The 26,108-nt window shown below is 62.0% G+C and carries 23 protein-coding genes; 8 read left to right on the top strand and 15 right to left on the bottom strand.

Annotation, left to right across the window (positions count from 1 at the left end):
* Positions 1 to 81 precede the first annotated feature (81 nt).
* The 5 genes from AACW87_RS13395 to AACW87_RS13375 are packed head-to-tail and all read right to left on the bottom strand — an operon-like array spanning position 82 to position 4,327.
* Positions 82 to 720: a tetratricopeptide repeat protein gene (locus tag AACW87_RS13395; RefSeq protein WP_241325196.1), complete on the bottom strand. Its 639-nt coding sequence runs from the start codon at positions 718 to 720 to the stop codon at positions 82 to 84.
* Position 721: 1 nt separating this feature from the next.
* Positions 722 to 1,567: an SDR family oxidoreductase gene (locus AACW87_RS13390; RefSeq protein ID WP_241325195.1), complete on the bottom strand. Its 846-nt coding sequence runs from the start codon at positions 1,565 to 1,567 to the stop codon at positions 722 to 724.
* Positions 1,564 to 2,223, bottom strand: coding sequence for a TenA family transcriptional regulator (locus AACW87_RS13385; protein WP_241325194.1), 660 nt, complete (start codon positions 2,221 to 2,223; stop codon positions 1,564 to 1,566). Before AACW87_RS13385 ends, AACW87_RS13390 begins: the two co-directional genes overlap by 4 nt.
* Positions 2,220 to 3,686, bottom strand: coding sequence for an AMP-dependent synthetase/ligase (locus AACW87_RS13380; RefSeq protein ID WP_241325193.1), 1,467 nt, complete (start codon positions 3,684 to 3,686; stop codon positions 2,220 to 2,222). Before AACW87_RS13380 ends, AACW87_RS13385 begins: the two co-directional genes overlap by 4 nt.
* The gene (locus AACW87_RS13375) at positions 3,683 to 4,327 is read right to left on the bottom strand and encodes a thermostable hemolysin (RefSeq protein WP_241325192.1); all 645 of its coding nucleotides are present in this window, start codon (positions 4,325 to 4,327) and stop codon (positions 3,683 to 3,685) included. The genes AACW87_RS13380 and AACW87_RS13375 overlap by 4 nt, the downstream gene beginning before the upstream one ends.
* Positions 4,328 to 4,546: 219 nt before the next feature.
* On the opposite strand from AACW87_RS13375, the gene AACW87_RS13370 reads away from it, so the two are divergent.
* The 3 genes from AACW87_RS13370 (at position 4,547) to AACW87_RS13360 (ending at position 7,372) form a co-directional block, all read left to right on the top strand.
* The gene (locus AACW87_RS13370) at positions 4,547 to 5,185 is read left to right on the top strand and encodes a class I SAM-dependent methyltransferase (protein ID WP_241325191.1); all 639 of its coding nucleotides are present in this window, start codon (positions 4,547 to 4,549) and stop codon (positions 5,183 to 5,185) included.
* Positions 5,186 to 5,318: 133 nt separating this feature from the next.
* Positions 5,319 to 6,539, top strand: a complete 1,221-nt coding sequence (locus tag AACW87_RS13365; RefSeq protein WP_241325190.1) for a winged helix-turn-helix domain-containing protein — start codon at positions 5,319 to 5,321, stop codon at positions 6,537 to 6,539.
* Positions 6,540 to 6,595: 56 nt separating this feature from the next.
* On the top strand, positions 6,596 to 7,372 hold the full coding sequence (locus AACW87_RS13360) for a substrate-binding periplasmic protein (RefSeq protein WP_241325189.1): 777 nt from the start codon (positions 6,596 to 6,598) through the stop codon (positions 7,370 to 7,372).
* 54 nt (positions 7,373 to 7,426) lie between these two features.
* Here AACW87_RS13360 and frdD read toward each other — a convergent pair whose 3' ends face one another.
* The 7 genes from frdD to mscM form a co-directional block, all read right to left on the bottom strand.
* Positions 7,427 to 7,783, bottom strand: a complete 357-nt coding sequence (gene frdD / locus AACW87_RS13355; RefSeq protein WP_042867662.1) for a fumarate reductase subunit FrdD — start codon at positions 7,781 to 7,783, stop codon at positions 7,427 to 7,429.
* An 11-nt stretch (positions 7,784 to 7,794) separates the two neighbouring features.
* A complete protein-coding gene (locus tag AACW87_RS13350; RefSeq protein ID WP_021138209.1) occupies positions 7,795 to 8,193 on the bottom strand; it encodes a fumarate reductase subunit C in 399 nt (132 codons plus the stop codon).
* A 16-nt stretch (positions 8,194 to 8,209) separates the two neighbouring features.
* A complete protein-coding gene (locus AACW87_RS13345) occupies positions 8,210 to 8,944 on the bottom strand; it encodes a succinate dehydrogenase/fumarate reductase iron-sulfur subunit (protein ID WP_241325188.1) in 735 nt (244 codons plus the stop codon).
* Positions 8,937 to 10,721: a fumarate reductase (quinol) flavoprotein subunit gene (gene frdA, locus AACW87_RS13340; protein ID WP_043555131.1), complete on the bottom strand. Its 1,785-nt coding sequence runs from the start codon at positions 10,719 to 10,721 to the stop codon at positions 8,937 to 8,939. Before frdA ends, AACW87_RS13345 begins: the two co-directional genes overlap by 8 nt.
* 517 nt (positions 10,722 to 11,238) lie before the next feature.
* Entirely contained in the window at positions 11,239 to 13,116 is a 1,878-nt protein-coding gene (locus AACW87_RS13335) for a methyl-accepting chemotaxis protein (RefSeq protein ID WP_043555132.1), read from the bottom strand.
* A 156-nt stretch (positions 13,117 to 13,272) separates the two neighbouring features.
* On the bottom strand, positions 13,273 to 13,959 hold the full coding sequence (locus AACW87_RS13330) for a glycerophosphodiester phosphodiesterase (protein ID WP_241325187.1): 687 nt from the start codon (positions 13,957 to 13,959) through the stop codon (positions 13,273 to 13,275).
* A 24-nt stretch (positions 13,960 to 13,983) separates the two neighbouring features.
* On the bottom strand, positions 13,984 to 17,265 hold the full coding sequence (gene mscM, locus AACW87_RS13325; protein WP_241325186.1) for a miniconductance mechanosensitive channel MscM: 3,282 nt from the start codon (positions 17,263 to 17,265) through the stop codon (positions 13,984 to 13,986).
* A 155-nt stretch (positions 17,266 to 17,420) separates the two neighbouring features.
* Here mscM and AACW87_RS13320 point away from each other — a divergent pair, with 155 nt between their 5' ends.
* The gene (locus AACW87_RS13320) at positions 17,421 to 18,767 is read left to right on the top strand and encodes an MATE family efflux transporter (protein WP_241325185.1); all 1,347 of its coding nucleotides are present in this window, start codon (positions 17,421 to 17,423) and stop codon (positions 18,765 to 18,767) included.
* A 74-nt stretch (positions 18,768 to 18,841) separates the two neighbouring features.
* Here the strand turns inward: AACW87_RS13320 and AACW87_RS13315 are convergent, their stop codons facing one another.
* Both AACW87_RS13315 and AACW87_RS13310 read right to left on the bottom strand, forming a co-directional pair.
* The gene (locus AACW87_RS13315) at positions 18,842 to 19,666 is read right to left on the bottom strand and encodes a M23 family metallopeptidase (RefSeq protein ID WP_241325184.1); all 825 of its coding nucleotides are present in this window, start codon (positions 19,664 to 19,666) and stop codon (positions 18,842 to 18,844) included.
* 47 nt (positions 19,667 to 19,713) lie between these two features.
* Positions 19,714 to 20,559: a hypothetical protein gene (locus AACW87_RS13310; RefSeq protein ID WP_241325183.1), complete on the bottom strand. Its 846-nt coding sequence runs from the start codon at positions 20,557 to 20,559 to the stop codon at positions 19,714 to 19,716.
* Positions 20,560 to 20,736: 177 nt separating this feature from the next.
* On the opposite strand from AACW87_RS13310, the gene AACW87_RS13305 reads away from it, so the two are divergent.
* Entirely contained in the window at positions 20,737 to 21,513 is a 777-nt protein-coding gene (locus tag AACW87_RS13305; protein WP_241325182.1) for a BPSS1780 family membrane protein, read from the top strand.
* A 66-nt stretch (positions 21,514 to 21,579) separates the two neighbouring features.
* Here AACW87_RS13305 and AACW87_RS13300 read toward each other — a convergent pair whose 3' ends face one another.
* Positions 21,580 to 22,479: a LysR family transcriptional regulator gene (locus AACW87_RS13300; RefSeq protein ID WP_043135682.1), complete on the bottom strand. Its 900-nt coding sequence runs from the start codon at positions 22,477 to 22,479 to the stop codon at positions 21,580 to 21,582.
* A 127-nt stretch (positions 22,480 to 22,606) separates the two neighbouring features.
* Between AACW87_RS13300 and AACW87_RS13295 the strand changes: the two genes are divergently transcribed.
* The 3 genes from AACW87_RS13295 (at position 22,607) to AACW87_RS13285 (ending at position 26,051) form a co-directional block, all read left to right on the top strand.
* Positions 22,607 to 23,467: a Vmh family MBL fold metallo-hydrolase gene (locus tag AACW87_RS13295; protein WP_043555148.1), complete on the top strand. Its 861-nt coding sequence runs from the start codon at positions 22,607 to 22,609 to the stop codon at positions 23,465 to 23,467.
* A gap of 82 nt (positions 23,468 to 23,549) precedes the next feature.
* The gene (locus tag AACW87_RS13290; protein ID WP_241325181.1) at positions 23,550 to 24,185 is read left to right on the top strand and encodes a DsbA family protein; all 636 of its coding nucleotides are present in this window, start codon (positions 23,550 to 23,552) and stop codon (positions 24,183 to 24,185) included.
* Positions 24,186 to 24,410: 225 nt separating this feature from the next.
* Positions 24,411 to 26,051 (top strand): methyl-accepting chemotaxis protein, encoded by a 1,641-nt coding sequence (locus AACW87_RS13285; protein WP_241278513.1) that lies wholly within the window; start codon positions 24,411 to 24,413, stop codon positions 26,049 to 26,051.
* Positions 26,052 to 26,108: the final 57 nt, after the last annotated feature.

Raw genomic sequence — 26,108 nt, 5'->3', positions numbered from 1 at the left:
CACTCCCCCCTTAAACGACGCTGCCCACCAGTATGCAAGCGGGCGGGCAGAGTTTAAATAGCTGTTTGATCCGGCTTGTTTTTATAGCTTGGCGAGGCGGTCCCGGATCTCGATGCGACGGCCCTGATCCGCCAGCTCGCGGCCGGGGCGGTCCGGCGCCGCCAGTGCCTTGTCCAGATAGGTTTTGGCTTCATCCTTGCGGCCCTGATCGAGCAGGAAGTCGCCGTAGAAGAAGTTGGGATCTATGCCGGTCGGGTTGATGAGCAGCGCCTGCTTGAGCAGCTGCTCGGCCTTCTCGTCATCGCCAAAGCCCACCGGCCAGCCCGGCACCTGATAGTAGAGCGAGCCCAGGCTGGTGTAGGCGGAGCCTTCCAGCGCCTTGGGATCCTGCTTGAGGGCTATCTCCAGCTTGGCCTTGGCCTCCTTGACCAGGCCCAGCGCCCCCAGCCCGCCCTTGGCGCCGGCCCAGGTGCTCTTGACGATGGCAGACCAGATCAGCAGGTCGGTGCGAAAGGCCTCCTTGGCGCTGGCCTGATCGGCCTGACTGCTCAACTGCTCGAGGCAGTTCTCCTTGGCCTTGCCGGTCTGCTGATACTGACAGACGGCCCACTGCTGCTGGATGACGGGCAGGGCGTCGGCGGCCTGGGCCAGACCTGAACCCAGCATGAGCAGCAGGAGGGCGCCGTGGCTGAAACGGGGGCGGAAAGTGGCGTGCTTCATCTTAACGTTCCTTCTCTGTCATGACGGAAGTGGAGTGCCCCGGATTGCCGGCACCGGGCGCCGTGTGGCGGGCATAGCGCTCTATGATGGGTTTTTGCTTGGCCAGCGCCCGATCGACCAGGCCGGGCAGCAGGGCGTTGAGCCGCACGAACAGCTTCTCCGGCCAGCCGAGCCAGCTGCGGCGGGTCTCGTTGCACAGGGCGATGACGGCCTCCTCGGCCACGTCCTGCGGGCTGTCGGTGTGAGTGCCGAGCTCGGCATTCATCTCGTAGGCTGCCTCTGAGTTGAGGCGGGTACGGGTGGCGCGGGGGGCAAAGTGCAGCACCTGGATGCCGGTTCCCTCCAGCTCGCGGCCGAGCGCCTCGCTGAAGCCGCGCAGGGCGAACTTGCTGGCGCAGTAGACGCTGTAGCCGGCGTAGCCGATGGCACCGAAGCTGGAGCCTATGTTCATGATCACCGCCGGCTTGCGCAGGCGGGGCAGCAGCATGCGGGTGAGCTGGATCGGCGCCTCGACGTTGAGCAGCAGCTGGCGCTCGACCTGCTCGCTGCTCTGATCCTCCAGCCAGGCAAACTGGTTGCAGCCGGCGTTGTTGATCAGCACGTCCAGCCCCTCGTCCAGCGCCGGATGTTGCAGCAGTCTGGTCCGCTCCTGGGGCGAGCCCAGATCGGCGATCACCGTCTGGTGGCGCTCCGGGTGCGGCAGCTCCTTGCAGAGGCGCTCCAGCGCACTGGCCCTGCGTCCATGCAGCAACAGGTGTGCCCCCTGGGCCGCCAGCTCCTGGGCCAGCGCTTCGCCGATCCCGCCGCTGGCGCCCGTGAGCAGCACGAGTTTTCCTTCAAGCTTCATGATGTCTGGTTTTCCGTCAGTTGATAGAGCATGTCGGCGTAGAGGCGGTAGACCACCCTGGCCGAGTGAATGATGGCCGCCTGATCCGCCGGGTCTTCCACCCGGTTCATCAGGGATTCGAAGAACTTGAGGTGCTCCTGATCCAGCGCGCCGTGGGAGCTCAGGTAGCTCATGGCCTGGGGGGGCAGGCCGAGACCCGTTTTCAGCTGATCGGCCACTGTCAGGGCGATGGCGACGCTGGTGCCTTCCAGCACCTGCACCATGCCGAAGAAGCCCATGGGGTTGCCGCGCTGCACCTGGTCGTAGAGAAAGGCCACCATCAGTTCGATGGGCAGCTCGGGCTGGCCGTGGCGCACCGCCTCGGCATCGCCGCCGCAGGCGCGGATGTCGCTCAGGATCCACTCCTGATGGCCGTACTCCTCGTCGATGTACTCGGCAATGGCGCCGCGCACCCATTCATACTCCTGGCCCAGCTTGCCGCCAGTGGCCATCAAGAGCGGCACAGTGTGGCGCACGTGATAGAAGGCCTGGGCGAGGAAGCGCAGGTAGATGTCGCGGGAGATCTCCCCCTTGCGGCATGCCTCTATGATGGGGGCCTTGAACAGATGCTCCCGGGCCGGGGCTGTGGCTTGTTGCAGCACTTGATAGAAGCTCATGAGGTTTCTCCTGTAAGGCATTGGCTGATCTGCCGGGAAAAGTGGTGATAAATCCGCTCGCGGCGGGGGCGACCGTTGGCGGTCAGCAGCTCCGGATGCTGATCCAGCGCCACCGGCAGCCAGTGATGGATACGGGCATAGTCTGGCAGGCGGTGATTGAGCTGCTCGATCTGCTGGGCCAGCTGGGCGTCGGCGCCGGGCAGTGGCTGGATCAGGGCGACGTTGGCCGGTTGGCCGTCACCGAAGATCACGATGCGGGCGATGGCGGGACAGAGCTGGGCTTCCGCCTCGATCCACTCGGGGGAGAAGTTGCGGCCAAAAGCGGTGATCTGGACGTTCTTCTTGCGCCCCGTGATGTGCAGATAGCCCTCATCATCCAGGTGGCCCAGATCGCCGGTGGCGACCAGTTCTGGCACAGGTTCATCGCTGCCCAGATAGCCGAGCATGGCGGCCCCCTCCACCAGGATCTCGCCGTCGGCGGCGATCGATACCCGGCAGTGGGGCAGTGGCTGGCCGACGCTGCCCAGGCTGTGTCCATCCGGGCCGTTGAGCGCCACGACGGAGCCGCACTCCGACAGGCCATAACCTTCATAGACAGGCAGCCCCAGCTTGCGGGCCCGGCTGATGAGTTCGGGCGAGACCTTGCCGCCGCCCACAGCGACGAAGCGCAGGCCGGCCAGCTGCTCGGCCAGCGCCGGGTTGGCACTGCACAGGGCCAGCAGCAGGCGCAGCAGCTCGGGCACCAGCACCAGGCTGTGGGTGGGCCAGCGCAGCAGGGCCTGGGCCAGGGTGGCCGGGTCCAGCTTGCTGGAGCCGGCAAAGCCGAGCTCTCCCAGCGAGGGAATGCGGCTGCAGGCGCCGGTGAGCAACGGTACGTAGAGGCCGGTCAGGTTTTCCAGCAGTGTGGTGAGCGGCAGCAGGGTCAGATGTTTCTCAACGTTGGCCGGGGCGACCCGCTCGGCCAGCGACGCACAGACCGCCATCATCTGGGCCAGCGACAGGCAGACCCCTTTGGGCTGCCCCGTGCTGCCGGAGGTGTAGGTGATCTTGGCCGTGCCGGCCGGCAGGGGCGGCAGACTGGCAGGGGTGCGGCGCCACAGCGGCAGCTCGCCGACCGCCAGTTGCAGCGGCTCGCTGGCCTGCCAGCCGGGATGGTGGGGGCCGATCAGGGCGTCGGCGCCGCTGCTCTCCAGCAGCCACGCCTGCTGCTCCGGGCTGAAGAAGTGGGGAACCGGGATCACCACTATGCCGGCCTTGGCGCAGGCCAAGTCGATCAATGCCCAGGGCAGGCCGTTGTCCAATTGCAGTGCCAGCCGGGCTATGCCGGCCTGCTGCAGACGCTCGGCCAGGGCGGACATCTGCAGCCACAACTGTTGGTAGCTGATCCTATGCTCGCCGCCACTCAGGGCCGGGCTGTGGGGGGCATGGCGGGCGAAATGGGCTATCTGGTCAAACAGCATCATAGGGCGTTCCGGTGCGGGCAGTTGAACAGGGAGGGCATGGGGGCCAGCAGGGAGAGCAGCAGGCTGCCCTGGGCCAGTGCCTGCCGTCCCTGGCCGAGATCCCCGACCATCACCTTGGGCTGGCAGTGGTAATAGGCGCCCCAGGCGCTGGCATCGTCACCCACCTTGTCGGCCTGGGCAGGGGCCAGCTCCACCGGGGTGAGGTGGAGGCGATGGAAGCTGTTGCGAAGCCGGGCTGTGCCGGTGAACACAACATAATCGAGGTCGTTGTCGCACAGCAGGCGGCAGAGCGCAGCAAACATCAGACGGGCGTTGCCCGGTTCGCTGCAGGCGAGATTGCCCACCTCTACGATGCGATTTCGCCGGGCGGGGGCACCCAGCCTTGTCTCGATGGCGACCTCTATGGGGTGGTCCAGATACTGTTCCAGATAGAGGCGTTCATCACTTGCCAACTTGAGGCCGCAGGCGCCAACCAAGATGCCGTCTGCCCGGTAGAGACCGAGCAGGCAGGGCAGAAAATGGGGAATGCGGGCGTTGAACTCCTGGCTGTAGGCCGCCTGTATGTAGGCCTGCAATGCCATGACCTGTTGCGGGGTATCGGCCAGTACCAAACGGTAGGGGGCTTGAATGTCTGTGGTCATGGATGGCTCCTTCTGATCTGTTGCTGTCAGACTAAAGGGGCAAACTTAAGAAACCCTTAAGAGGTAAAAAATTTGTATCAGGGCGATGTAACGTCCTGAAAAATGAAGCGAAGCTGTAACGAGCCATCCGATTGGCAGGACAAAAACCTTGTCAGCCAGCAGACAGGCAGGCAAGCTGCGGCCATTTCAGACCGCCCCCCGCTTTCGAGAGAAGATGCCATGATCCCCTTATCCTGCCCGCTCTGCTGTGCCACCGATGCCTATGGGCTGCCGGTGGCCGGCAAGCTGTATCATCGCTGCCGGGCCTGCGAGCTGGTCTGGCTGGATGCGGCCGAGCACCTGGATCCCGAGCGCGAGAAGGCGGTCTATGACGGCCACGACAACCAGGTGGATGATCCCCGCTATCGCAGCTTTCTGATGCGGGCCTTCGGCGAGGTGCTGAGCCGGCTGCCGCCGCCGGCCAGCGGCCTCGACTTCGGTTGCGGCCCGGGCCCGGCGCTGATCGCCATGGGGCGGGAGGCGGGCTACCAGATGGCGGGTTACGACAAGTTCTATGCCGACTTCCCCGAGCTGCTGACGCGGCAGTATGACTTCATCACTAGTACCGAGGTGATCGAACACATTGCCACCCCGCGCGCCGTGCTGGAGAGGCTGTGGGGCTGCCTCAAGCCCGGCGGCATCCTGGTGTTGCAGACCCAGCGGGTGCTGGGGGACGAGCGCTTCAGGCAGTGGCGCTACCGTCACGATCCGACTCACATCGTCTTCTTCGCCGAGGCCTCGTTTCGCGCCCTGGCGGCCCGCTGGCAGGCGCAGGTCGAGTTTCCCCACGCGGATGTGGCGGTCATCACCAAACCCTGAACGGGGCATTTTCATTTGGCGGTGGCTTGGGCATGCTGATGGCCTGATTGGCGGGGTCCGCTTGCCTGTTTCCCTGCATTGATCCCCAGGCGCTGCAAGCCGCCCGTACCCCGACACCAAGGAGTGGTTTTTCATGTCGATCCCCCATCTCTCGCTGCAGGACGCCCGTCATCTGCAACTGGCGGCCCAGGGCCTGCTTGCCCCCCGTCGCAGCAAAGCGACCCCGGCCGATCTGCTGGCCACCATCCGCCGCATGGCGCTGCTGCAGATAGACACCATCTCTGTGGTGGCGCGCAGCCCCTATCTGGTGCTGTTCAGCCGGCTGGGGCAGTACGATACGCGCTGGCTGGAGCAACTGCTGGCCGACGGCGATCTCTTCGAATACTGGGCCCACGAGGCCTGCTTCGTGCCGCGCGAGGATTACCGCCTGCTGCGCCATCGCATGCTGGATCCCGCCGCCATGGGCTGGAAGTTTTCGGCCAACTGGCTCGCCACCCATCAGCAGGAGATAGGCCAAATCATCGAGCGCATTCGCCAGCATGGCCCGGTGCGGGCGGCCGATTTCGAGCGCAAGGAGGGGAAGGGCAACGGCTGGTGGGACTGGAAGCCGGAGAAGCGCCATCTGGAGGTGCTCTTTACCGCGGGCCAGCTGATGGTACGCGAGCGGCGCAACTTCCAGCGGGTCTATGATCTGGCCGAGCGTATCATGCCCGACTGGCGTGACGAGCGGGATCTGCCGAGCCCGGAACAAGCTCAAAGGGACATGGTGCGGGCCAGTTGCCGGGCGCTGGGGCTGGTCAAGACCGGCTGGGTGGCCGACTACTATCGGCTGCGGCGCGGCAAATACGACGCTCTGCTCCACCAGCTGGCGGACGAGGGAGAACTGCTGCCGGTGCGGGTGGAGGGGTGGCAGCACGGCGCCTTCGTGCACGCCTCCCTTGCCGATGAGCTGGCGAGGGCCCAGGCAGGCACCCTCAAGGCGACCCACACCACGGCGCTGTCGCCGTTTGATCCGCTCGTTTGGGATCGCAAGCGAGCAAGTGAACTGTTCAACTTTGACTATCGCATCGAGTGCTATACCCCGGCGCCCAAACGCCAGTACGGCTACTTCGTGCTGCCGCTGCTGCATCGCGGCAAGCTGGTGGGCAGGATGGACGCCAAGGCCCATCGCCAGCAGGGGATCTTCGAGATAAAGAGTCTCTATCTGGAGGCGGGGGTCAGGGTGACCCGCACCCTGGCGCAGGATCTGGCCAAAGCGCTGCAGCGGCTGGCCGACTGGCACCAGACCCCGACCTTGCGCTACGGCGCCATCCCCGCGCCCCTGCTGGCCCTGTGGCAGGAGGGGGCACCCTGACGGGGAGCATCACCCCCGCCTGAACTAAGCTGCAAGGGAAGCGAAGGAGGGAGACGATGACGCGATCCATGTTGTTGCTGCTGGGATGGGGCTTGGCCGGGCTGGTGGAGGCGGCCAAGCCCGAGGTGCAGATCTGCCTGGGGGAGGGCAATGAGTGGGCCCCCTTCACCTATTGGGAGCGCAAGGATGGCGTGCCCGACACCCGCCGCCTCACCGGCTCGGCCACCACACTGGTGCTCGATGCCCTGAAAAAACTGGGACTGTCACACCAGATCCGCTACCTGCCCTGGGCGCGGGTGCAGCAGGAACTTGCGGATTATCGCCAGAACGGACTGTGCGAGCTGACCTGGGATGCCAGTTACAAACCCGAGCGGGCAGAGTTCGCCTTCTACAGCGTGCCGCTCTACTACACCCACCTCGGATTTTTCTATCTCAAGCGCCGCTTCCCCGAGGTGCCCGATCTGCAGACGGTCAACCGCTCCCGGGTGTGCGGTGTGATTGGCTACAACTATGCCCCCTATGGGCTGGTGCTGGAGCCGCGCCGGGTCAAGCAGCTGCAGCAGGCGCTGGACATGCTGGGGCGGGATCGCTGCGACTTTCTGCCAAGTGAAATCGAGCCGCTGATGAGCGGCATCGGCCTTGGCATCTACCAGAGCGAGAGTGGTCTGCTCAACCTCGCCCTGCCCAGTCGCAAGGGCTTCTATCTGCTGGTGAGCAAGGGCTCGCCACGCGCCTATGAGCTGGTGACCCGTATCAATCAGGTGCTCATCGACTTTCAGGACAGCGGTTACAGCGACGAGGTGATGCGCAGATTCTTGCCGCCGGTGCAGTGATGGCCATAAAAAAACCGGGCACTTGGCCCGGTTTGTCATTGCGTCAGGATGCGCTTACTGGAAGACCAGCACCATCAGCAGACCGACGGTAATGGCAGACACCAGGAAGGCGAAGCCATAGAACACATAGTGGTGCAGCTTGGTGGTATGGATCCCCAGATCATGCAGACCGTGGTAGATACGGTGCATGCCGTGCCAGATGGGCAGGGCGATGATCACCAGCAGGATGCAGGCACCCCACCAGGAGCTGGCGAACTCGAGTGCGCGTTCGTAGCTCATGGTCTCCACGTCCATGATGCCCATGGGCACCAGCAGACCGGTAATGAGGACAATCACTGGCAGCAACATGGCAACCACCATGCCACCGGCACCAAACAGTCCCCAGTAAATGGGTTCGTCAGAACGTCTCATCATTAATCTCCTCAAGCCACGATGATCAGGATCAGCAGGGATACCACTGCCAGCGCCACATACTGGGCGATGACGATCGGCTTCTCCGGCACCAGGTCTTCACCACGGAAGATGCGCATGGCCTTGGGCGCCAGGGCGAACCAGGTCTTGGCGTGGAACAGGCAGGCTGCCAGCGCGATGACGTGGAACAGGATGGCGATCGGGCTTTGCAGGGATTCCAGCCAGCCGTTGAACGCTTCCTGACCCTGAACCAGACGCAGCAGACCCCACATCAGCACGACGGCATAGATGGAGACGAAGATGCTGGTGCCTTCGCGGATCATGTAACCGGTGTAGAAGGCATTCTTCAGCCACCAGTCTTTCTTCATTTCGCGGACGTAAGGCTTACGTTTGCTATTGGTGTTGTTCATGGTCTCATTCCTGATCTCAATCTGGCTTGAACATGGCGATCATGTAGTCCTTGGCGCTCTCGACCTTGCCAAGCTGGATGGCTGCGGCCGGATCCACACCCTTGGGGCAGACATCGGAGCAATAACCCACGAAGGTACAACCCCAGACGCCCTCGTCCTGGCTGAGGATCTTCATCCGCTCTTTGGACGCGCTGTCGCGGTTGTCGGCGTTGTAGCGATAGGCCAGTGCCAGGGCCGCCGGACCGGTGAACTTCTTGTTGATGCCATACTGCGGGCAGGCGGCGTAGCACAGACCACAGTTGATACACATGGAGAACTGGTGATACTTCGCCATGTCGGCCGGGGTCTGGGTGTACTCGCCCTCGCACAGGCTGCGCGGTTCGCTCGGGATGATGTAGGGCTTGATGCTCTCCAGCTTCTCGATGAAATCGGACATGTCGACCACCAGATCGCGCTCGATCGGGAAGTTGTTGAGCGGCTCTATGGTCATCTTGCCCGGCAGATAGTCACGCAGGAAGGTCTTGCAACCCAGCTTCGGAATACCGTTTACCATCATGCCGCAGGAGCCGCAGATCGCCATGCGGCAGGACCAGCGGAAGCTCAGGGTGGAGTCGAGCTGATCCTTGATGTATTGCAGCGCATCCAGCAGGGACATCTCTTTCAGATAAGGCACCTGGAAGGTCTGCATCCAGGGCTCGTTGTCCTGCTCAGGGCGATAACGCAGGATTTCAATTTCGATCATCTCAGCCATTCTTCTTAGCCTCGTCTTGTTTCTCACCCTCGGAACCGTATACGCGTTTTGCCGGTTGGGATTTAGTGATCTTCACATCGGAGTAATCGATGGTCGGGGCGCCTTCCTGGTTGTAGAAGGAGAGGGAGTGCTTGAGGTAGTTCACGTCATCCCGCTCTTCATAACCGTCCAGACGCTGGTGGGAACCGCGGGACTCTTTCCGGTTGATGGCGGAATGTGCCATGGCTTCGGCCACGTCCAGCATGTAGCCCAGTTCGATGGCGTACAGCAGATCCGTGTTGAAGACAGAGGACTTGTCGTTGATCTTGACCTTCTTGTAACGGGCCTTCAGCTCGTTGATCTTGTCGATGGTGCCCTGCATCAGCTCTTCGGTACGGTAGATACCGACACCGGCTTCCATGGACATGCCCAACTCGTTGCGGATATCGGCCGGGTTTTCGGTGCCGTCTATGTCCATCAGCGAGAGGTGTTGCTTGATCAACTGCTCGGCCTTAGCGGCCAGTGCCTGGGTGTCGCCGTGCGCCTGGGTCTTGGCGAATTCACCGGCGTGCTCGCCCGCTACCTTGCCGAATACCACTATCTCGGACAGGGAGTTGGAGCCCAGACGGTTGGCGCCGTGCAGACCGACGGAGGCACACTCGCCCAGGGCGTAGAGGCCCGGCATGCGGGTGGCGCACTGACCGTTGGTCTCGATACCACCCATGGTGTAGTGGGCGGTCGGACGTACCGGGATAGGTTCCTTGACCGGATCCACACCCACGTAGGCCTTGGCCAGCTCGCAGATGAAGGGCAGACGCTCTTTCAGGTACTTCTCGCCGAGGTGGCGCAAGTCGAGGTGAACCACGTCGCCCATGGGGCCCTGGATCACGCGGCCTTTCTGCTGCTCTTGCCAGAATGCCTGGGAGAGACGATCGCGCGGACCCAGCTCCATGTGTTTATTCTTCGGCTGGCCGACCGGAGTTTCCGGGCCCAGGCCGTAGTCTTGCAGGTAGCGGTAACCATCCTTGTTGACCAGGATGCCGCCTTCACCACGACAACCTTCGGTCATCAGTATGCCGGTGCCCGGCAGACCGGTCGGGTGATACTGAACGAATTCCATGTCGCGCAGCGGCACGCCGTGGCGGTAGGCCAGCGCCATGCCGTCACCTGTGACTATGCCGCCGTTGGTGTTGTAGCGGTAAACGCGACCGGCGCCACCTGTGGCCAGAATGACGGACTTGGCCTGGATGAAGCGGGAGACGCCGTTCTGGATATCGAAGGTCAGCACGCCCTGGACGCGACCGTCGTCCACGATCAAGTCCATGCAGAAGTGCTCATCGAAGCGCTTGATGCTCGGGTACTTGATGGAGGTCTGGAACAGGGTGTGCAGAATGTGGAAACCGGATTTGTCTGCCGCGAACCAGGTCCGCGGGATCTTCATCCCGCCGAAACGACGCACGTTGGCCTTGCCGTCCGGCTTGCGGCTCCAGGGGCAACCCCAGTGCTCCAGCTGGATCATCTCGTTGGTGGCGTTGTTGACGAAGTAGTCGACCACGTCCTGCTCACACAACCAGTCGCCACCGGATACGGTGTCGTTGAAGTGGTTTTCGAGGGAGTCATCATCACGGACAACACCGGCGGCACCGCCTTCTGCGGCCACTGTGTGGCTGCGCATCGGGTAGACCTTGGAGATCAGGGCGATGTCCAGATCCGGGTGTGCTTCTGCTATGGCGATTGCGGCACGCAGGCCACCACCACCGGCACCGATGATGGCGACATCGGTCTTGATAATATCCACATCTGCCTCCTTAGGGATAGATTTGCTGGGCACGATTTTGCTCTATGAAAAAAATTCAGGCTTGATGCAAGTCAAACTGGTTTGTTTTAGTGCTTGGCAATGGTGACTTTTATCAAAATCACCCCATTCCATGGATGAAAACGCCGTAATTATCGCCATCCTTCAGTTATCGGTATCAGCCGCTGTCATTGCTATGGTTATTTTAAGCTCAGGATTATACGTAGTTTTCTTTCAAAAAAATGAGAAACACCTCTCTTTTTAGGTATTACCCATAAAGTTTTTAAGTTTTTTATCAAAAATATTTAATAAGAATTATTCACGGATTGGCTAATGGCGCGGATGGGTTCAAAAAACTAATCCGAATGTCGATCGTGGTGCGTTGCTTTATGACGAGATACCGCTTCGTATGAGAATTTTTATCCCCATAGTCCCGATCGTTGATGTGGTAATAACTATTGAAACAAAAGCATTTTTTCATAAAAAAAGGGGCCTGTGTGGCCCCTTTGATTTACGCCGATCAGATGCGGAACATGCCGACCTGATTGCTCAGTTCACCTGAAATATTTTTAAGTTGTTCAGACAGATGGCGAGAACTGTCGGCGTCTACCGCCAGTTCGTCCGACACATCCTTGACCGCCTGGATGTTGCGGCTGACCTCGTCGGTCACGGCGCGCTGCTCCTCGGCGGCGCTGGAGATCTGGGTGGCCATGTCGGAGATCTGGTTGATGGAGGCGGTGATCTGCTCCAGCGCCTGCGTGGCATCGTTCGCATCTTCCACGCTGTTCTGGGCCAGCAGCTGGCCTTCGTGCATGGTACTGACGGCGCCCTGGGTGTTGCGTTGCAGCGTCTCTATCATGCTGCGGATCTCGACGGTGGAGCTGTGGGTACGCTGTGACAACACCCGCACCTCGTCGGCCACCACGGCAAAGCCACGACCCTGTTCACCGGCCCGCGCAGCCTCGATGGCGGCGTTCAGTGCCAGCAGGTTGGTCTGCTCGGCTATGCCCTGGATGGTGGAGAGTATGGTGTTGATCTCCTGCGCGTTCTTCTCCAGTTCCTGAATGATGCCGGAGGCCTGTTTGACCTGGGTGGCGAGATCCGTGATGGAGCGCTGGTTGCGGGCGATAACCTGCTTGCCGTGATCACAGCTGCTGGAGGAGCTGCGGGCCGCATCTGCGGTCTGTTCGGCGTTGCTGGCCACTTCCACCGCGGTGGCGGACATCTCGTGCACCGCAGTTGCGATCTGGGAGATCTCGTTTTGCTGGCGAGCCAAGCCCTGGCTGGATTTCTCCGCCATGTTGTGGGAGGACTTGGCCTGCTGGTTCAGTTGGCCGGAGGAGTTGGAGATATCCTGCACCATCACGTGGATGCGATCGATGAAGGTGTTGACGTGCTTGGCCACGACCCCCACCTCGTCTTCACGCTCGATCTTGACGCGGCGAGTCAGGTCACCGTTGCCGCGAGAGAGGTCGGCGATGGCTTCCCCCAGGGTTTTCAGCGGGGCCAGGGAGCCGTTGATGGCCACATAGGAGAAGCCGGCCACGATGAGAATGGTGAGCAGGCCTTGCAGCAGGGCGGAGGTGACCATGCGCGATACGGACTGATAGGCAACCGCCTCATCCACCACTATGCCGAAATACCAGTTGGTGTTGGGGATCTCGGTCAGGTCGAACACGCTGGGTTTGCCGCTGATCTCCATCTCGGAGATGGTGTTGTCATGGGCCAGTTCGTTGACCTTGGCGGCTGTCAGATCCGGGGAGATGGCGGTCGCCTGTTTGAGGGCCAGCTCCTTGTCCGGGTGGGCTATGATGGTGCCATTGCTGTCCACCAGGATGGCGTAGGTGCCTTCCGAGTTGATGGCCAGCACATCGCGTACCAGCGCATCGATGGAGACGTCACCGGCGATCACCCCCTGGGTATTGCCGCGGGTGAAGGGCTCGGCGATGGTGATGATGAGTTGACCCGTGGTGATGTCGGCGTAGGGCGCCGTGATGGCGAGCTTGCCGGCAGCCATGGCGTCCTTGTACCAGGGGCGCTGACGGGGGTCATAGCCGGCCGGCAGATTGGTCGGCTTGCTCTGGATCATCTTGCCATCTTTCGTGCCCGCATAGACCAGATCGAAGTTGCCGGCATTCATGGATTGGGCCAGATGGCTGATGGGTTCGTCTTCCTTGGTGAAGGCCTCCTTGGTGGAGGTGACCATGCTGATCCGGGCATCCAGCCAGCGGGAGATGCCTTTCACATTGGCAGCCGAGCTGTCGTCGATGAAACTCCAGATAAGGCGTTGGGTTTCGCTTCTCAGTTGGGAGGTGTTGTACCAGACCTGCAGGCCTGTGATGACCAGGATAATGACCCCGATGGCGAGGACAAGCTTGTTCTTGATGGATAAGTTCATATTTACATCCTTGTGAGCGTCAGTCTGCGATGTGTCGTTTTATTGTTATGAGCCAACTGTTATCGGCCAAAGTAGAACTTTTTGTATCCCGGTGCGCACTTAAATTTATAGCCTAAATCAGCGTTTATCGATCTCCTGCCGAAATAATGAGTCCGATCAGGCCGCAGTAAGGAAGCGGTCCGGCCGGTTGGTAAATATCCCGTCCACCCCCATGGCGGCCAGTACCGTCAGGTCGGCAGTGTGATCGACCGTATAGACCAGCACCTTCAATCCCCGTCGATGGGCATCCATGACCAGTGCTTCGTCGACAAAGTCCAGGTCGCAGTTGAGCGACCAGGCTCCGAGCTCGGCCGCAAACTTGGCGAGAGTGAGTGGAATGGTGGAAGTCAGTGCCCCCAGCCGGATCTCGGGCCGCAAGGCGGCAAAGCGGGCCAGCTCAGGATGGTGGAAGGAGGAGACGACCCAGTGCGCTGGCGTGAAGCCGAGCTCCGCCTCGGCACGCAGGGTCAGTCGGGCCACCTCGTCGGCTGTTTGCGCCCCTTTCAGCTCGATATGCAGCTCGGCCTTGCCGGCGATGGCCTCCATCACCTGCCACAGGGTCGGGATGGGCTCTCCTTCCCCCGCATCAAGTCCCGCCAGATAGGCACGGGATTGCGCCGTCAGCACGCCGCTGCCGTCGGTGCAGCGCTCCAGTCGCCGGTCGTGGAAGACCCACAACTCGCCGTCGGCCCGCTGTACATCTATCTCTATGGCCTGGGCGCCCAGTGTCAGCGCCAGCCGGATGGCCTTGAGGGTATTTTCCGGTGCCAGCCCGCTGGCTCCGCGATGGGCGATGATCTGCATGATATGGCTCCTGTTGCGCCGCGATCAGGCGCGGCTCAGTCGAATGTCGATCTGCTGGTGCGGCAGCCCCAGCCCCTGTTGTTGCAGCTTCTCCAGCACCAGCGAGTGCACCTCGTGAGTGATGGGCATGCGGTGATCCATGCTGTTCACATAGAGCCGGATCTCGTAGATCAGCGCCGAGTCGGTGAATTCGATCAGGAACACCTCGGGGGAGGGGGTCTCCAGCACCAGGGTGGAGGCCCGGATCGACTCTTCCAGAATGGTCTGTACCCGCCTGGGCTCCTGGGTCAGGCCGATGCGGATGCGCAGTCGTACCCGGGTGATGGCATCTGACAGGGACCAGTTGATGAACTGCTCTGTGATGAAGGCCTTGTTGGGGACGATGATCTCCTTCCTGTCCCAATCCACTATGGTGGTGGCGCGGGTCTTGATCTTGGTGACTGTGCCGGTCAGCTCGCGGATGGTGACTGTGTCGCCGAGCCGGATCGGTTTCTCGAACAAAATGATGAGACCCGAGACGAAGTTGGCGAAGATCTCCTGCAGGCCGAAACCCAGGCCGAGAGAGAGGGCTGCCACCATCCACTGCGCCTTGGACCAGTCGATGCCGAGGATGGAGAAACCGCTCAGCGCCCCCACCACCAGCACTATGTATTTGGTGACAGTGGTGATGGCAAAGCCGGTGCCGGGGGAGAGGCTCAGGTGCTGGAGCAGGGTCAGCTCCATCAGGCCAGGCAGGTTGCGGGCCGTGACCACGGTCAGGATGAAGGTAAACGCCGTCAGCATCAGATCCTGCAATGTGATGGCGGAAAGCTGCTCTATGCCGCCAATCTTGCTGGTGACTTGCCACACCTCTATGCTGCGCAGGAAGCTGAACGCCGAGTTGAGTTCGGACCACTGCACCACCACCAGCATGGTGAAGCCCAGCATCAGCAGGGTACGCACCAGCCCCAGCGACTGGGCGCTGATGGTATCGAGATCCAGTTCTGTATCTTCCACCACGTCCGGGATCTCCGAGCTGAGCTCGTCGTGCCCCTCCTCCCGGCCGCGCTGGGCCAGTATCTCGGCCCGTTTGCTCTTGGCCCGCTCGAAGGCGAGACGGCGGCGCTGGATCAGCATCCAGCGGTGCGCCAGATAGTAGACGAGCAGGCAGCCCAGCCCCATCAGCAGGCTCAGCTCCAGCTGGCGCAGCAGGATGCGCGAGGTGTAGAAGTAGCCGAGCAGGGAGCCGATCACAGCCAGCAGGGGCGCCAGCATCAGGCTGTTCCAGATGAAGTGGTGCAGCAAATGCGGCTTGGTCATGTCGGCCTGGCCCCAGGTGAGCGGCAGCCGCTCCCGGTTGAGACGGGCGAAGAACAGCAGCAGCCAGAGGGCGCCGACGATGAAGGCCATCCGGCCGAGGGAGTCGTAGAAGGCGTGATCCTGATAGCTGTTGGCCATGCCCTGCACGAAGAAGCTGGGGATGATCACCAACAGCAGGGTACGAAACTGGCTCCATACCTTCTGCACCCGCTCCTTCTGCCAGCGAAAATGGAGGATCAGGATCCCCTTCTCCAGCGTCAGGTGACGCGCCATCAAGAGTGCCAGCAGCAGGAACCAGATCTCGCCGAGACCGCGGGCCACCGCCACCGCGAACGGATATTGCCAGGCGCCGTCGAGCAGGCCGCGCACCATCAGCACCATGGCGGGCAGGGGCAGGGAGGCGAGCAGGGAGCGCATCAGCAGCCGGCTGGTGAGGCTGAACTTGTCTTGGGTCACCTTGCCGATGCGGGGCGCTATGTGCTGGCTGTATTGGGTCAGATGGCGGGCCAGCTTGAACCAGCACCAGGCCAGCACCAGGATGCCTATGCCGGCGAAGGTGAGGGTGATGGGGTTGTTCTCGGCGATGGCCTGGGGCAGTTGCAACCAGTTGACCGGGTTGAGGGCGAGGCCGAGGGCCGCCGGTACCCCGAGCAGCACGGCCGGGGTGAGCGGGCGCACATCCGGCATCCAGAACAGGTGGCTGGCACTGAGATCGCGGATCTCGTCGATCTTGCTGTTCTGGCGACTGTAGAGCAGCTTGAGCCGGGTCTGCTCCTGGATCAGGCTGTCGGAGGCGTCGTTGAGCCGGGTCAGCAGTTGCCGCCTGGCCTTGAGCAGGTTGTCGAGCACAGCCTGCTGGGATCGGTCGAGGGCCATTTCATCGGTGGCCATCAGCTGCTCGCGCAGCTGGCGCGGATCCTTGAGCGCGTCCTGCTCCGTCTCGTACTGGTACTTGGCCATGCGCGCGTTGACGATGGCGGATTCCAGCTTGTCGAGGGGGAAGTAGGCCGGCAGATCGGAGAGCTTGCTGCGCAAGTTCTCGCCGTAGGCATTGCTGATCTGCAGCCACTCCAATTGCTCCCGCACCGAGTTGACCAGATCGTTCAGGGCCGAGAGGTTCTTGTCGATGGCCCTTTGATCGTCCTGCACCCTCTCTATCTGATCTTCCAGCGCACCGAGCTGGATGGAGAGCGCCTGGTTCTGCTGTTGCTGCTCCAGCAGCAGCGGCATGTCGGAGGTGAGCTGCTTGCGCAGCCGCTCGCTCTCCGCCAGCGCCAGCTCCGTCTTCTCCCGTCGCAGCTGGTTTTGCTGGTTGAGCAGGCTGGTCTGCCACTCGTCCTCGTCCGTGATGGCGAGGTTGAGCTCCTGCAGCTTCAGCTTGCCGAGATCGTTGCGCTGCTGGGCGGAGAGCTGCTCCAGCTCCAGCATCTGGATCCGGTCGGACAGGCTCTGCTCTTTGAGGCGGGTGACCAGCTGCTGTGCCTCCTGCTGGCGATCCGATTCGCTGCTGAAGCTGAGCCGATCGAGCAGGGTGCGGGTCTGTTGCAACTGCTTGCGCAGCTCGTCGACCCGCAGGTGATACTCCTGGCCCGTGCTCTCCAGCTGGTTGAGGCTGTCCATCACAGCCTGGCGCTCCTTGCGCAGGTTGAGCTGGCGGTTGCTGCTCAGGCCTATGGCCTGGCGCAGCGGCTCCTCCTTGAGGGAGGAGAGCGGCGGGCGAGACTGGGGCTGATAGTTGTGCAGGCTCTCCTTGAGGCGGGCCGACTCCTTGGGGTAGTCGATGAGGATCTGCTGATAGGCCTTGCCCTGCTCGCGATAGCGCTGGGCTTCCCGGGCAAATTGCAGCGCCTGCTGATAACTTTCCCGCAACTTCTGGTTTTCCGGGCTGTCGGTCTTGGGCACGCTCTGCAGCAGCTCCTCCACCTGGGTGATGGCGTCATTGGCCTGAGCGAATGCAGGGGAGAGGCAGAGGGAGAGCAGCAGCAGGGAGAGCAGGCGTTGCAACATGGCGCACGTTTCCGTTCATGAGAGGTCGCCCTAGCCTAAAGCAGGGGCCGAGGCGGGTAAAGTTTTCCATATTAATGATTTGTAACATAAATAACGGGCGATCCGGACCTTGTTTGGCTATTATTCCGGCCGTTTTCCCCTCCTTAGAGCATCTTATGTCAGCAGTCGATCTGGGCACGGCCCCCCTTTCCCGCCTGTTTTGGCGCTACGTCACGCCGACCGTGGCCGCCATGCTGGTCACCGGTATCTATGTCACCATAGACGGCATCTTCGTCGGCCATATCCTGGGCCAGGACGGGCTGGCGGGCATGATGCTGGCGTATCCCATCTGCGCCGTGCTCTATGCGGTGGGGGCGCTGATCGGCATGGGTTCCTCGTCGCTCGCCTCCTTCTACCTCGGCAAGGGGGAGCAGGCGAAGGCGCGCCACATAGTCGGCAATGCGCTGGTGATGGTGCTGCTCGCTTCGGCCGTGCTCGCCTTTATCGGCATCAATTATGGGGATGAGATGCTGGCCTGGATGGGGGCCGAGGGGCTCATATTCGACGCAGGGCTCGCCTATCTGCAGTGGTACGCCTGGCTCGGAGTATTTGCCGTGCTCTCCATGGCGTTCACCGCCCTGCTGCGCAATGACGGACGACCCGGTCTCGCTACCTGGATCCTGGTGGGCGGCGGCGTACTCAACGTCTTGCTCGATTACCTGCTGATGGCGGTCGTCCCCTGGGGCCTGGCGGGGGCGGCCATCGCCACCATGCTCTCCCAGGCGGTGACCGGCGGCCTCTGTCTGTGGCACTTCTTCACCCCGCGCAGCCAGTTGCGCATTCGCTGGGATACGCTGGTACCGGACTGGCGACTGATGCGGGAGACGCTGCGGCTCGGGGTATCGAGCTTTCTGATGTACCTCTACCTGTCGGTGGTGCTGGCGCTGCACAATAAGGCGCTGCTGGCGGTGGGCAGCTCGCTGCACGTGGCCGCCTATGGCGTCATCAGCTACAGCGAGGCCTTCTTCTATCTCATCTTCGAGGGGATCGCCATGGGCATACAGCCCATCGCCAGCTTCAACGCGGGGGCGGGCAACTGGCAACGGGTGCTGCGGGTGCGCAACCTGGCGCTGGGCGTCACCCTGCTGGTGGCGCTGTGCGGCATGATCCCGCTCTATCTGTGGCCGGAAGGGGTGGTCTACCTGTTTGCCGGCGACAACGCGGCCCTCTTGCCGGTGGCGAGCCTCGGCATCTGGCTCTACTTCTGGGGCCTGCCGATGGAAGGGCTGTTGCTGGTGGGGGCCACCTACTTCCAGGCCATCAACCGGGCTCGCATCGCCTCCCTGCTTACCGGTGGCAAGCTGGTGCTGATCGGCGGCTTCCTGTGGGGCTTCTCCTCCCTGTGGGGGGTGGCCGGGGTCTGGCTGGCGTTGCCGACTTGCAGCACTGTGCTGGTGCTGGTGATGTGGTGGGCCATGCGCAAGGAGGCCGGTCTGCACGCCGCGTCGGGCCTGGCGCAGTAGCCAGAGAAGGTGAGTCTATCGTCATAACAAGAAGAGGCAGCCCAGGGCTGCCTCTTCTGCATTCGTGGTCCGCCTCAGGGCTTGAAGGCCCCGATAAAGATGGCGGGATCGACCCGGGCATCGTTGAGGCTGACGTTCCAGTGCATGTGGGGACCGGTGGCGCGGCCGGTGGCGCCGACTCGGCCGACTATGCCGCCACGGGGCAGGGTCTGGCCCAGCTTCACGTCGATCTTCGACATGTGGCAGAACATGCTGATCAACCCCTGGCCGTGGTCGACGAAGACGGTGTTGCCATTGAAGAAGTAGTTGCCGATCAGGATCACCTTGCCCGCCGCTGGTGACTTGATGGGAGTGCCGGCACCGACCGCGAAGTCGAGGCCTGAGTGGGGGTTGCGCTCTTCGCCGTTGAAGAAGCGGCGCAGGCCGAACGGGCTGGAGAGCGGGCCCTGCACCGGCTTGTCGAACAGCAGGTTGCTGGGCTGGGCAGGGCTGAAGGTTTGATAGGCCAGGGTCTGCTCCGCCAGTTCGCGGTTGATGCGGGTCATGTCTTCGGCCAGCGGGTTGACCTGGCGGCTGTTTTTGAGCTTGATGTGCTGCTCGCGGTAGTGCTTGTTGCCGACCGTGAAGCCGAGGCTGCGACCATCATTCACCGTCAGGGTATGAGCCCCTTGCTGGCTTTTGAGGGGAATGCCGACGATGGCGATCCAGCGGCGATCCTCTTCCCGCACCACCAGCACGGGCTTGCCCTGATAACGGGCGGCGGGGGCCTGCGCTGCATTGCCAAGCGGCACCACGGCAACGCCGCCCGGCACCGGATGGTTGAGCAGACGGCTGATAAATCCCTCGGCGAGGGCACACTGGCTGGCCAGCAGCAACAAGATACAACAAACGACTCTCATGACGGTTCCACGTTATGGGTTGGGTCAAACGAACCAGGGCAAGGGCATCAGGACGCGGGCTGGAAGCGCTGATAGATGGCTTCCATCTGGACCGACACCTCCTGGCGGACCAGATCCAGCTCCAGCATGTCCTGCACGACTTTCAGCTGGCTCGGGTTGAGGAAGGCGCGGCTGCTCTCCAGCACGCGCTGGGTATAGGCCTTCTGGTTCTCCAGATAGGTGCCGGCATCGCCGCTCTCCTGCTGGGCCAGTTGCTGGTTGGCATCGCTCAGCAGACGCGTCAGGGATTGGCGCTGGGTCGGGGCCAGCAGCTCGCCGCGCTCCGCCAGTCGGCCCTGGATCTCCAGCAGGCGGTTGATGTCGCCCGAGTAGAGCTCCTGTTCCAGCCGGGTGCGGGTGTCGTCACCCAGCAGGTTGCTGATGTTGCTCCAGATGCGCTGGCTCTCCTGCTCGTAGGCATCGGGGTGATCGAAGCCGAGGCGATAGAGCTCGCGCAGCTGCTCCTGCACCTGAGCGCGCACGTCCTCTACCACGTCCAGCCGATCGAACACTGTGGTGAGCTGGCTGCCCTGCTCGGCATCGTAGAGCCGCTCTATCAGCACAGAGCCGTCGCTGGACTGGCTCCACTGGCTGATGGCGGCCTCCAGCTCCGGATTGGGGGCCATGGCCTCCTGTGCGGGGGCGGGTTCACCCTGCGCTCCCTTGCCGGGCAGCTTGGCCATCAGGTTCTGACTGGCGCTCTGGCTGGCCGCTGTGTCGCACTGGGCCAGGGCTGGGCCGTCAGCGGCGTCGGGTTGCGGCTGGGGCGCTGGGGGGGCGGATTGATCCTGCCATTGCCAGAGGTTGAGCAGCAGGGAGGCCAGCAGGATCGGCGCCAGATGAAGTGTACGCATCTTGGATTCTCTTGAATAAGTGAATGCCCCTGGTGCGGGGGTCTCTTATGATAACCGTAACGCCTGATACAAGCAGCCCTGACGTGCGAAGCCGCAACCGGCGATCGTCCGCCATTGAGTCAGCCGGCCCATGGCTCTAGAATCGGCAGCCAGCCCGTCATCATCTGAGGAAACGTTATGAATGGATTGTCCCCCCTGCGCGCCGAGCCCGCCCGTCACCCCATCGGGCGTGGCTGGGTCTGGGTGCGATCCGGCTTCGATATTTTCAACAAGGGCATGGGCGTCAGTGTCGCCATGGTCCTGATCTGGTTCGCGGTCGGCCTGCTGCTGGAACGCCTGCCGGCGGGCGGCCTCATCTCCCAGCTGCTCTACATGGTGTGGGGCGCGGGCTGGGTGGTGGTGGCCCAGCGTGGCTACGAGGGCAATCAGCTCAAGTTTGCCGACTTCTTCGCCGGGTTTCGCAACAAGCTGACCCCGCTGATGCTGGGTGGCCTGCTGGTGCTGGCCCTGTTCATTCTGATCGGGCTCATCTGCCTCGGGCTGCTCTCCATGTGGGGGTTGACCTCCCTGCTGACCCAGGATCCCGAGTCCATGGTGGTGAGCGTGGCGCAGGCGCAGGGGCTGCTGCTCTGCCTGCTGCTGGGGCTGGCACTGTTGATCCCGGTGTTGATGGCCATCACCTTCGCGCCCGCCCTCATCTATTTCCACGATGTCGGCATATTGCAGGCCGCCAAGCTCAGTTTCAAAGGTTGCCTGACCAACATGTGGCCCTTCTTCTGGTGGGGGCTGATCGCCGCAGGGTTGATGCTGTTTGGCGCCGCCCTGATGTTGATCGGCCTGCTGGTGGTGATACCGGCCCTCAATTACTCCATCTATGTGGCGTACCGGGACATCTATCTGGATGTGTCGCAGGAGGCGTCGTCCGAGGCTCCGCTGACCGGCTTCGAAGCCTGATCCGGATGCAGGTAATCGGATGTCATGAACAAGAAGGGGCCTGCGGGCCCCTTTTGCATGGCGGCGTTACTCCTGCCACATGGGATCGGCTGCCATGCGCACCACCAGGAAATCGAGGAAGCTGCGCAGCAGGGGCGACATCTGCTTGCGGGTGCCATAGACACCGTAGACTCCGAGGCGCTTGGGTTGCCATGCCTCGAGCAGGGGCACCAGGGCGCCACTCTCCAGCTGGGATTGCACCGAGTAGCGGGGCTGCATGCTGATGCCGGCGCCACCCAGGGTCGCCTCCAGCAGCAGGTTGGAGATGTTGGCACTGAGATTGCCGCTGACCGGCACGGATTCAGGTCCGGCGGGTCCCTGAAACTCCCACAGGCTCTTGCCGAAATAGGTGTAGGTGAGGCAGTTGTGCAGGGCGAGATCCTGCACCTTGTGCGGCGTCGGGTGTCTGGCCAGATAGGCCGGGCTGGCACAGACCACTGAGTGGCAGGTGCCGAGCCGGCGGGCCACCAGGTTGGGATCCAGATCATTGGTGATGCGAATGGCCAGATCGATCCGCTCCTCCACCAGGTTGACGGTGCGGTCCAGCAGCAGGATGTCGATGGCGGTGCCCGCATACTGGGCCAGATAGTCGTTGGCGGCTCCCACCAGCAGGGCCTCTGAGAGGGAATAACTGCTGGTGATGCGCAGTTGCCCCTTGGGCGCCTCATCGCCGCGGATGGCGATCTGCTCCATCTCCTCCCCCAGTGCCAGCATGGCCCTGGCGCGGTTCAATGCCTCTTCACCAGGTCCTGTCAGACTGAGCCGGCGGGTGGTGCGGTGCAGCAGACGGGCCCCCATCCACTGCTCCAGTTCAGCCAGGTAGCGCGTCACCATGGCGCGCGACATCTCCAGCTTCTCCCCGGCGCCGCTCAGGCTGCCCTGTTCGACTACGCTGACAAAGACCCGTAATGCGGTCAGTCGATCCATGTGCAGGCCCTCTATATGCTCGATTAATGCAACAGTGATGTGCTTATTATGCTGTATTTGTACCGTTAATGATCCAATAAACTGTGTCCATCTGATGAACCCCTGATGACTTGATGAGGAATACCCGATGAACAACACCCTGATCCGCAACCTGACCCTGGCCACCACCCTGCTGAGTGGCGCCGCCATGGCTGCCCCCCTGACAGTGACCGTCTACAACCCGGGCGAGAAGGCCATCTTCCCTGTCTCCTCTTCCCTGGTGGCCGGTGACAAAGAGGCCATTCTGATCGATGCCCAGTTTGATGTGAAAAATGGCCAGGCCCTGGTCGACATGATCAAGCAAAGCGGCAAGCAGCTGACCACCGTCTATATCAGCGCAGGTGATCCCGACTTCTACTTTGGTCTGGAGCCCATCATGAAGGCGTTTCCGAAAGTCAAAGTCCTGGCGGACCAGCATGTGGTTGACCACATCAACAAGACCAAGGATGACAAGCTGACCTATTGGGGACCCATCCTGGGCGCAGGTGCACCCAAAGCCCTGACGGTACCGGAAGTGATGACCGCCTCTTACCTGACCCTCGAAGGCGAGAAGATCGAGATCAAGGAGATGAACACGCCGACCGCTTACCTGTGGGCGCCGTCCATCAAGACAGCATTGGGTGGTGTGCCCGTCTACAGCGGCGTGCACGTCTGGATGGCGGACAGCCAGACCAAGGAAGCCCGCGCTCACTGGGTGAAGACCCTCAACGAGCTGCTGGCCATGAAACCCGAGCGTGTCGTGCCAGGCCACTTCCTGGGGACTGCGCCCAAGGGTACCGAAGCCGTGACCTTCACCCGTGACTATGTCCAGCGCTTCGAGCAGGAGCTGGCCAAGTCCAAAAACTCCGGCGAGCTGATTGAAGGCCTGAAGAAAGCCTTCCCGTCTCTGCCGGTCGACGATGGTCTGGCCATAGGTGCCAAGGTCAACACCGGTGAAATGAAGTGGTAATTGCCTGACGCCTGCTTCCCTGTGTTTTTTTACCGGGCCCAAGGGCCCGGTTTTTTTAGCCAAACAATCGAGAATGAATCACATGAACGAGACAAGCCTGCATTACGTATACGACCCCCTCTGCGGCTGGTGCTATGGCGCTGCCCCCTTGCTGCAAGCGGCGGCCGGGATCCCCGGTCTTCACATAGAGCTGCATGCCGGCGGCCTCTGGCTGGGCGAGCGTCGTCAGCCCATGGGTCAGGCCCTGCGTGACTACGTCCGCCCTCATGACGAGCGGATCCAGGCCCTGACTGGCCAGCCCTTCGGTGAGGGTTATTTCAACGACTTGCTGCTGCGCGATGGCCTGCTGCTCGACTCGGAGCAACCCATCCGCGCCATATTGGCGATGTCGACGTTGGGCGGCAATGGTCTGACCCTGCTGCATCGCATCCAGCAGTCCCACTACCACGACGGCATCTGGATCGGTTCCCTCGAGCACCTGAGCCGCCTGGCGGCGGAGCAGGGCATTGATGCCGCGGCATTTGCAGATGCTTATCAGAACGTGGATCTGGCCGGCCATCTGGCAGCCAGCCAGGGCTGGATGCGCCGCCTCGGTGGGCAGGGCTACCCCACGCTGGGTTTGGTGCAAGGGGACAAGGTGACGCCGCTGTCCGCCTCTTCCTTCCTGGGCGAGCCGGCGGCCTTTGCCCGCCAGATCCAGGCAGTGATGGGACGCTGAAACCCCGTCTTGTCGATTGGTGGGCAGGATGACGAGCAAACCCAGGCTGAGAGGGGCAGATTTTTCCTACCCGCTTGATCCTCATGCTATCCGTGGGCATGACGATATATTGACTAGCGGATAGTTTGAAAATCATCCGCTTGCGATCATCGCGCTATGCTCTATGGGTGATGGCTCGGGAGTTCGGCTCCACGGGTTTGCGTCTAGCCGCCAAGGATACCAATCATGTTCAAAAATATGTCTATAGGTCAGAAGTTGAGTGCCGGCTTTGCCGTATTGGCCTTGCTGGTTCTGGGGTTGGCGTGGTTTTCCATCGCTCAGCTGTCACGCCTCTACGGTGATACTGAAACCATCTCCGGGAATTTGTTGCCATCGACCCGCTATGCCAGCCAGATGCATGTGGCCATTCTCGATGCTCGTCGCTCCGAGCTGGCTCAGGTCATCGGCGGCCTGAACAAGGATGCCCAGGAGGTCAGTGATCGCACCGCCACCTTTAACAAGGCGAAGCAGGAGTTTGATGCGGCGGCGCAAAAATATGGCTCGCTGCCCTTCAGCACGGATGAAGAGCGGCAGACCTACGAGCAGTTGATTGCTGCCGGTGCCAAATATTTCTCCGTGCATGAGGAGCTGGTGGCCGCCTTTGCCAACGGGGATCTGGAGAAGGTCAAGAGCCTGCGCAAGAACGAGACCCGGATCGCACTGGAGGAGGTGGGTTCCAAATCCTATCGTCTGCGCGAGATCAACAACGAAATTGCCGACGGCATGGTCAAATCGGTCGCCGAGCTTTACAGCAACTCGCGCAATATGAGCATCCTGGTGGGAGTGATGACGCTGGCGTTCGTCGTCGTCGTGGCCTGGTTGCTGACCGGCCAGATCCGTAATCCCGTCATGGCCCTGCTGGAGCAGACTCGCAAGGTGTCGGCCGGCGATCTGGCGACGCACCTCGACTTGAGACAGTTCAACAACGACGAGCTGGGCCAGCTGGCCAAAGGCTTTGGCGAGATGCAGAAAAACTTGCGCAACCTGGTCAGCGAGGTGTCCGGCTCAGTTGTACAGCTCAGCTCGGCGGCGGAAGAGATCAGCGCCGTGGCCCGTCAGTCTGCCAACAATATGAACAGCCAGCAGCATGAGTTGAACCAGCTGGCGACCGCCATGAACGAGATGCAGGCCACGGTGCAGGAGGTGTCCCGCAACACCAGTGATGCCGCCAGTGCTGCCAGTGCCGCCAGCAGCACGGCCGAGCTGGGGGCTCGCACCGTCAACGACTCCATCAAGCGTATTGAACAGGTGGCCGGTGCCATCGAAAGTACCGCCGTGGTGATCCGCCAGCTCGGTGATGACAGCCGCAACATAGGCATGGTGCTGGAGGTGATCCGCGGGATCGCCGAACAGACCAACCTGCTGGCGCTCAACGCCGCCATCGAGGCGGCCCGGGCCGGTGAACAGGGTCGTGGTTTCGCCGTGGTGGCCGATGAGGTGCGTACCCTGGCGAAACGGACTCAGGATTCCACCTCCCAGATCAACACCATCATTGCCGAACTGCAGCAGCGGGCCGAACAGGCCGGCACCACCATGCAGCAGAGCCAGGACATGATGAACTCCACAGTGAGCACGGCGCGGGAGGCGGGAGCGTCCATTTCCGAGATCAGTGGCTCTGTGGAGAGCATCTCTCACATGAACATACAGATTGCGACCGCGACCGAAGAGCAGGGGGCGGTGAGTGAAGAGCTCAACCGCAACGTGGTCAACATTAGCCATGCCTCGGAAGAGGTGGCGGCTGGCGCGACCCAGATGGCTCAGGCCTGCAACGACCTCAATCACCTGGCGACCCAGTTGCAGGAGATGGTACGTCGCTTCCGGGTGTAATGACGGTTTGACACTCGCCGCTTGAGCGGGCCCGGATCCTGGATCCGGGCCCGTTTT

This window comes from Aeromonas sp. MR7, from assembly GCF_963899385.1.
Lineage (GTDB): Bacteria > Pseudomonadota > Gammaproteobacteria > Enterobacterales > Aeromonadaceae > Aeromonas > Aeromonas bestiarum.
This window is presented reverse-complemented; position numbering and strand designations above follow the sequence as displayed.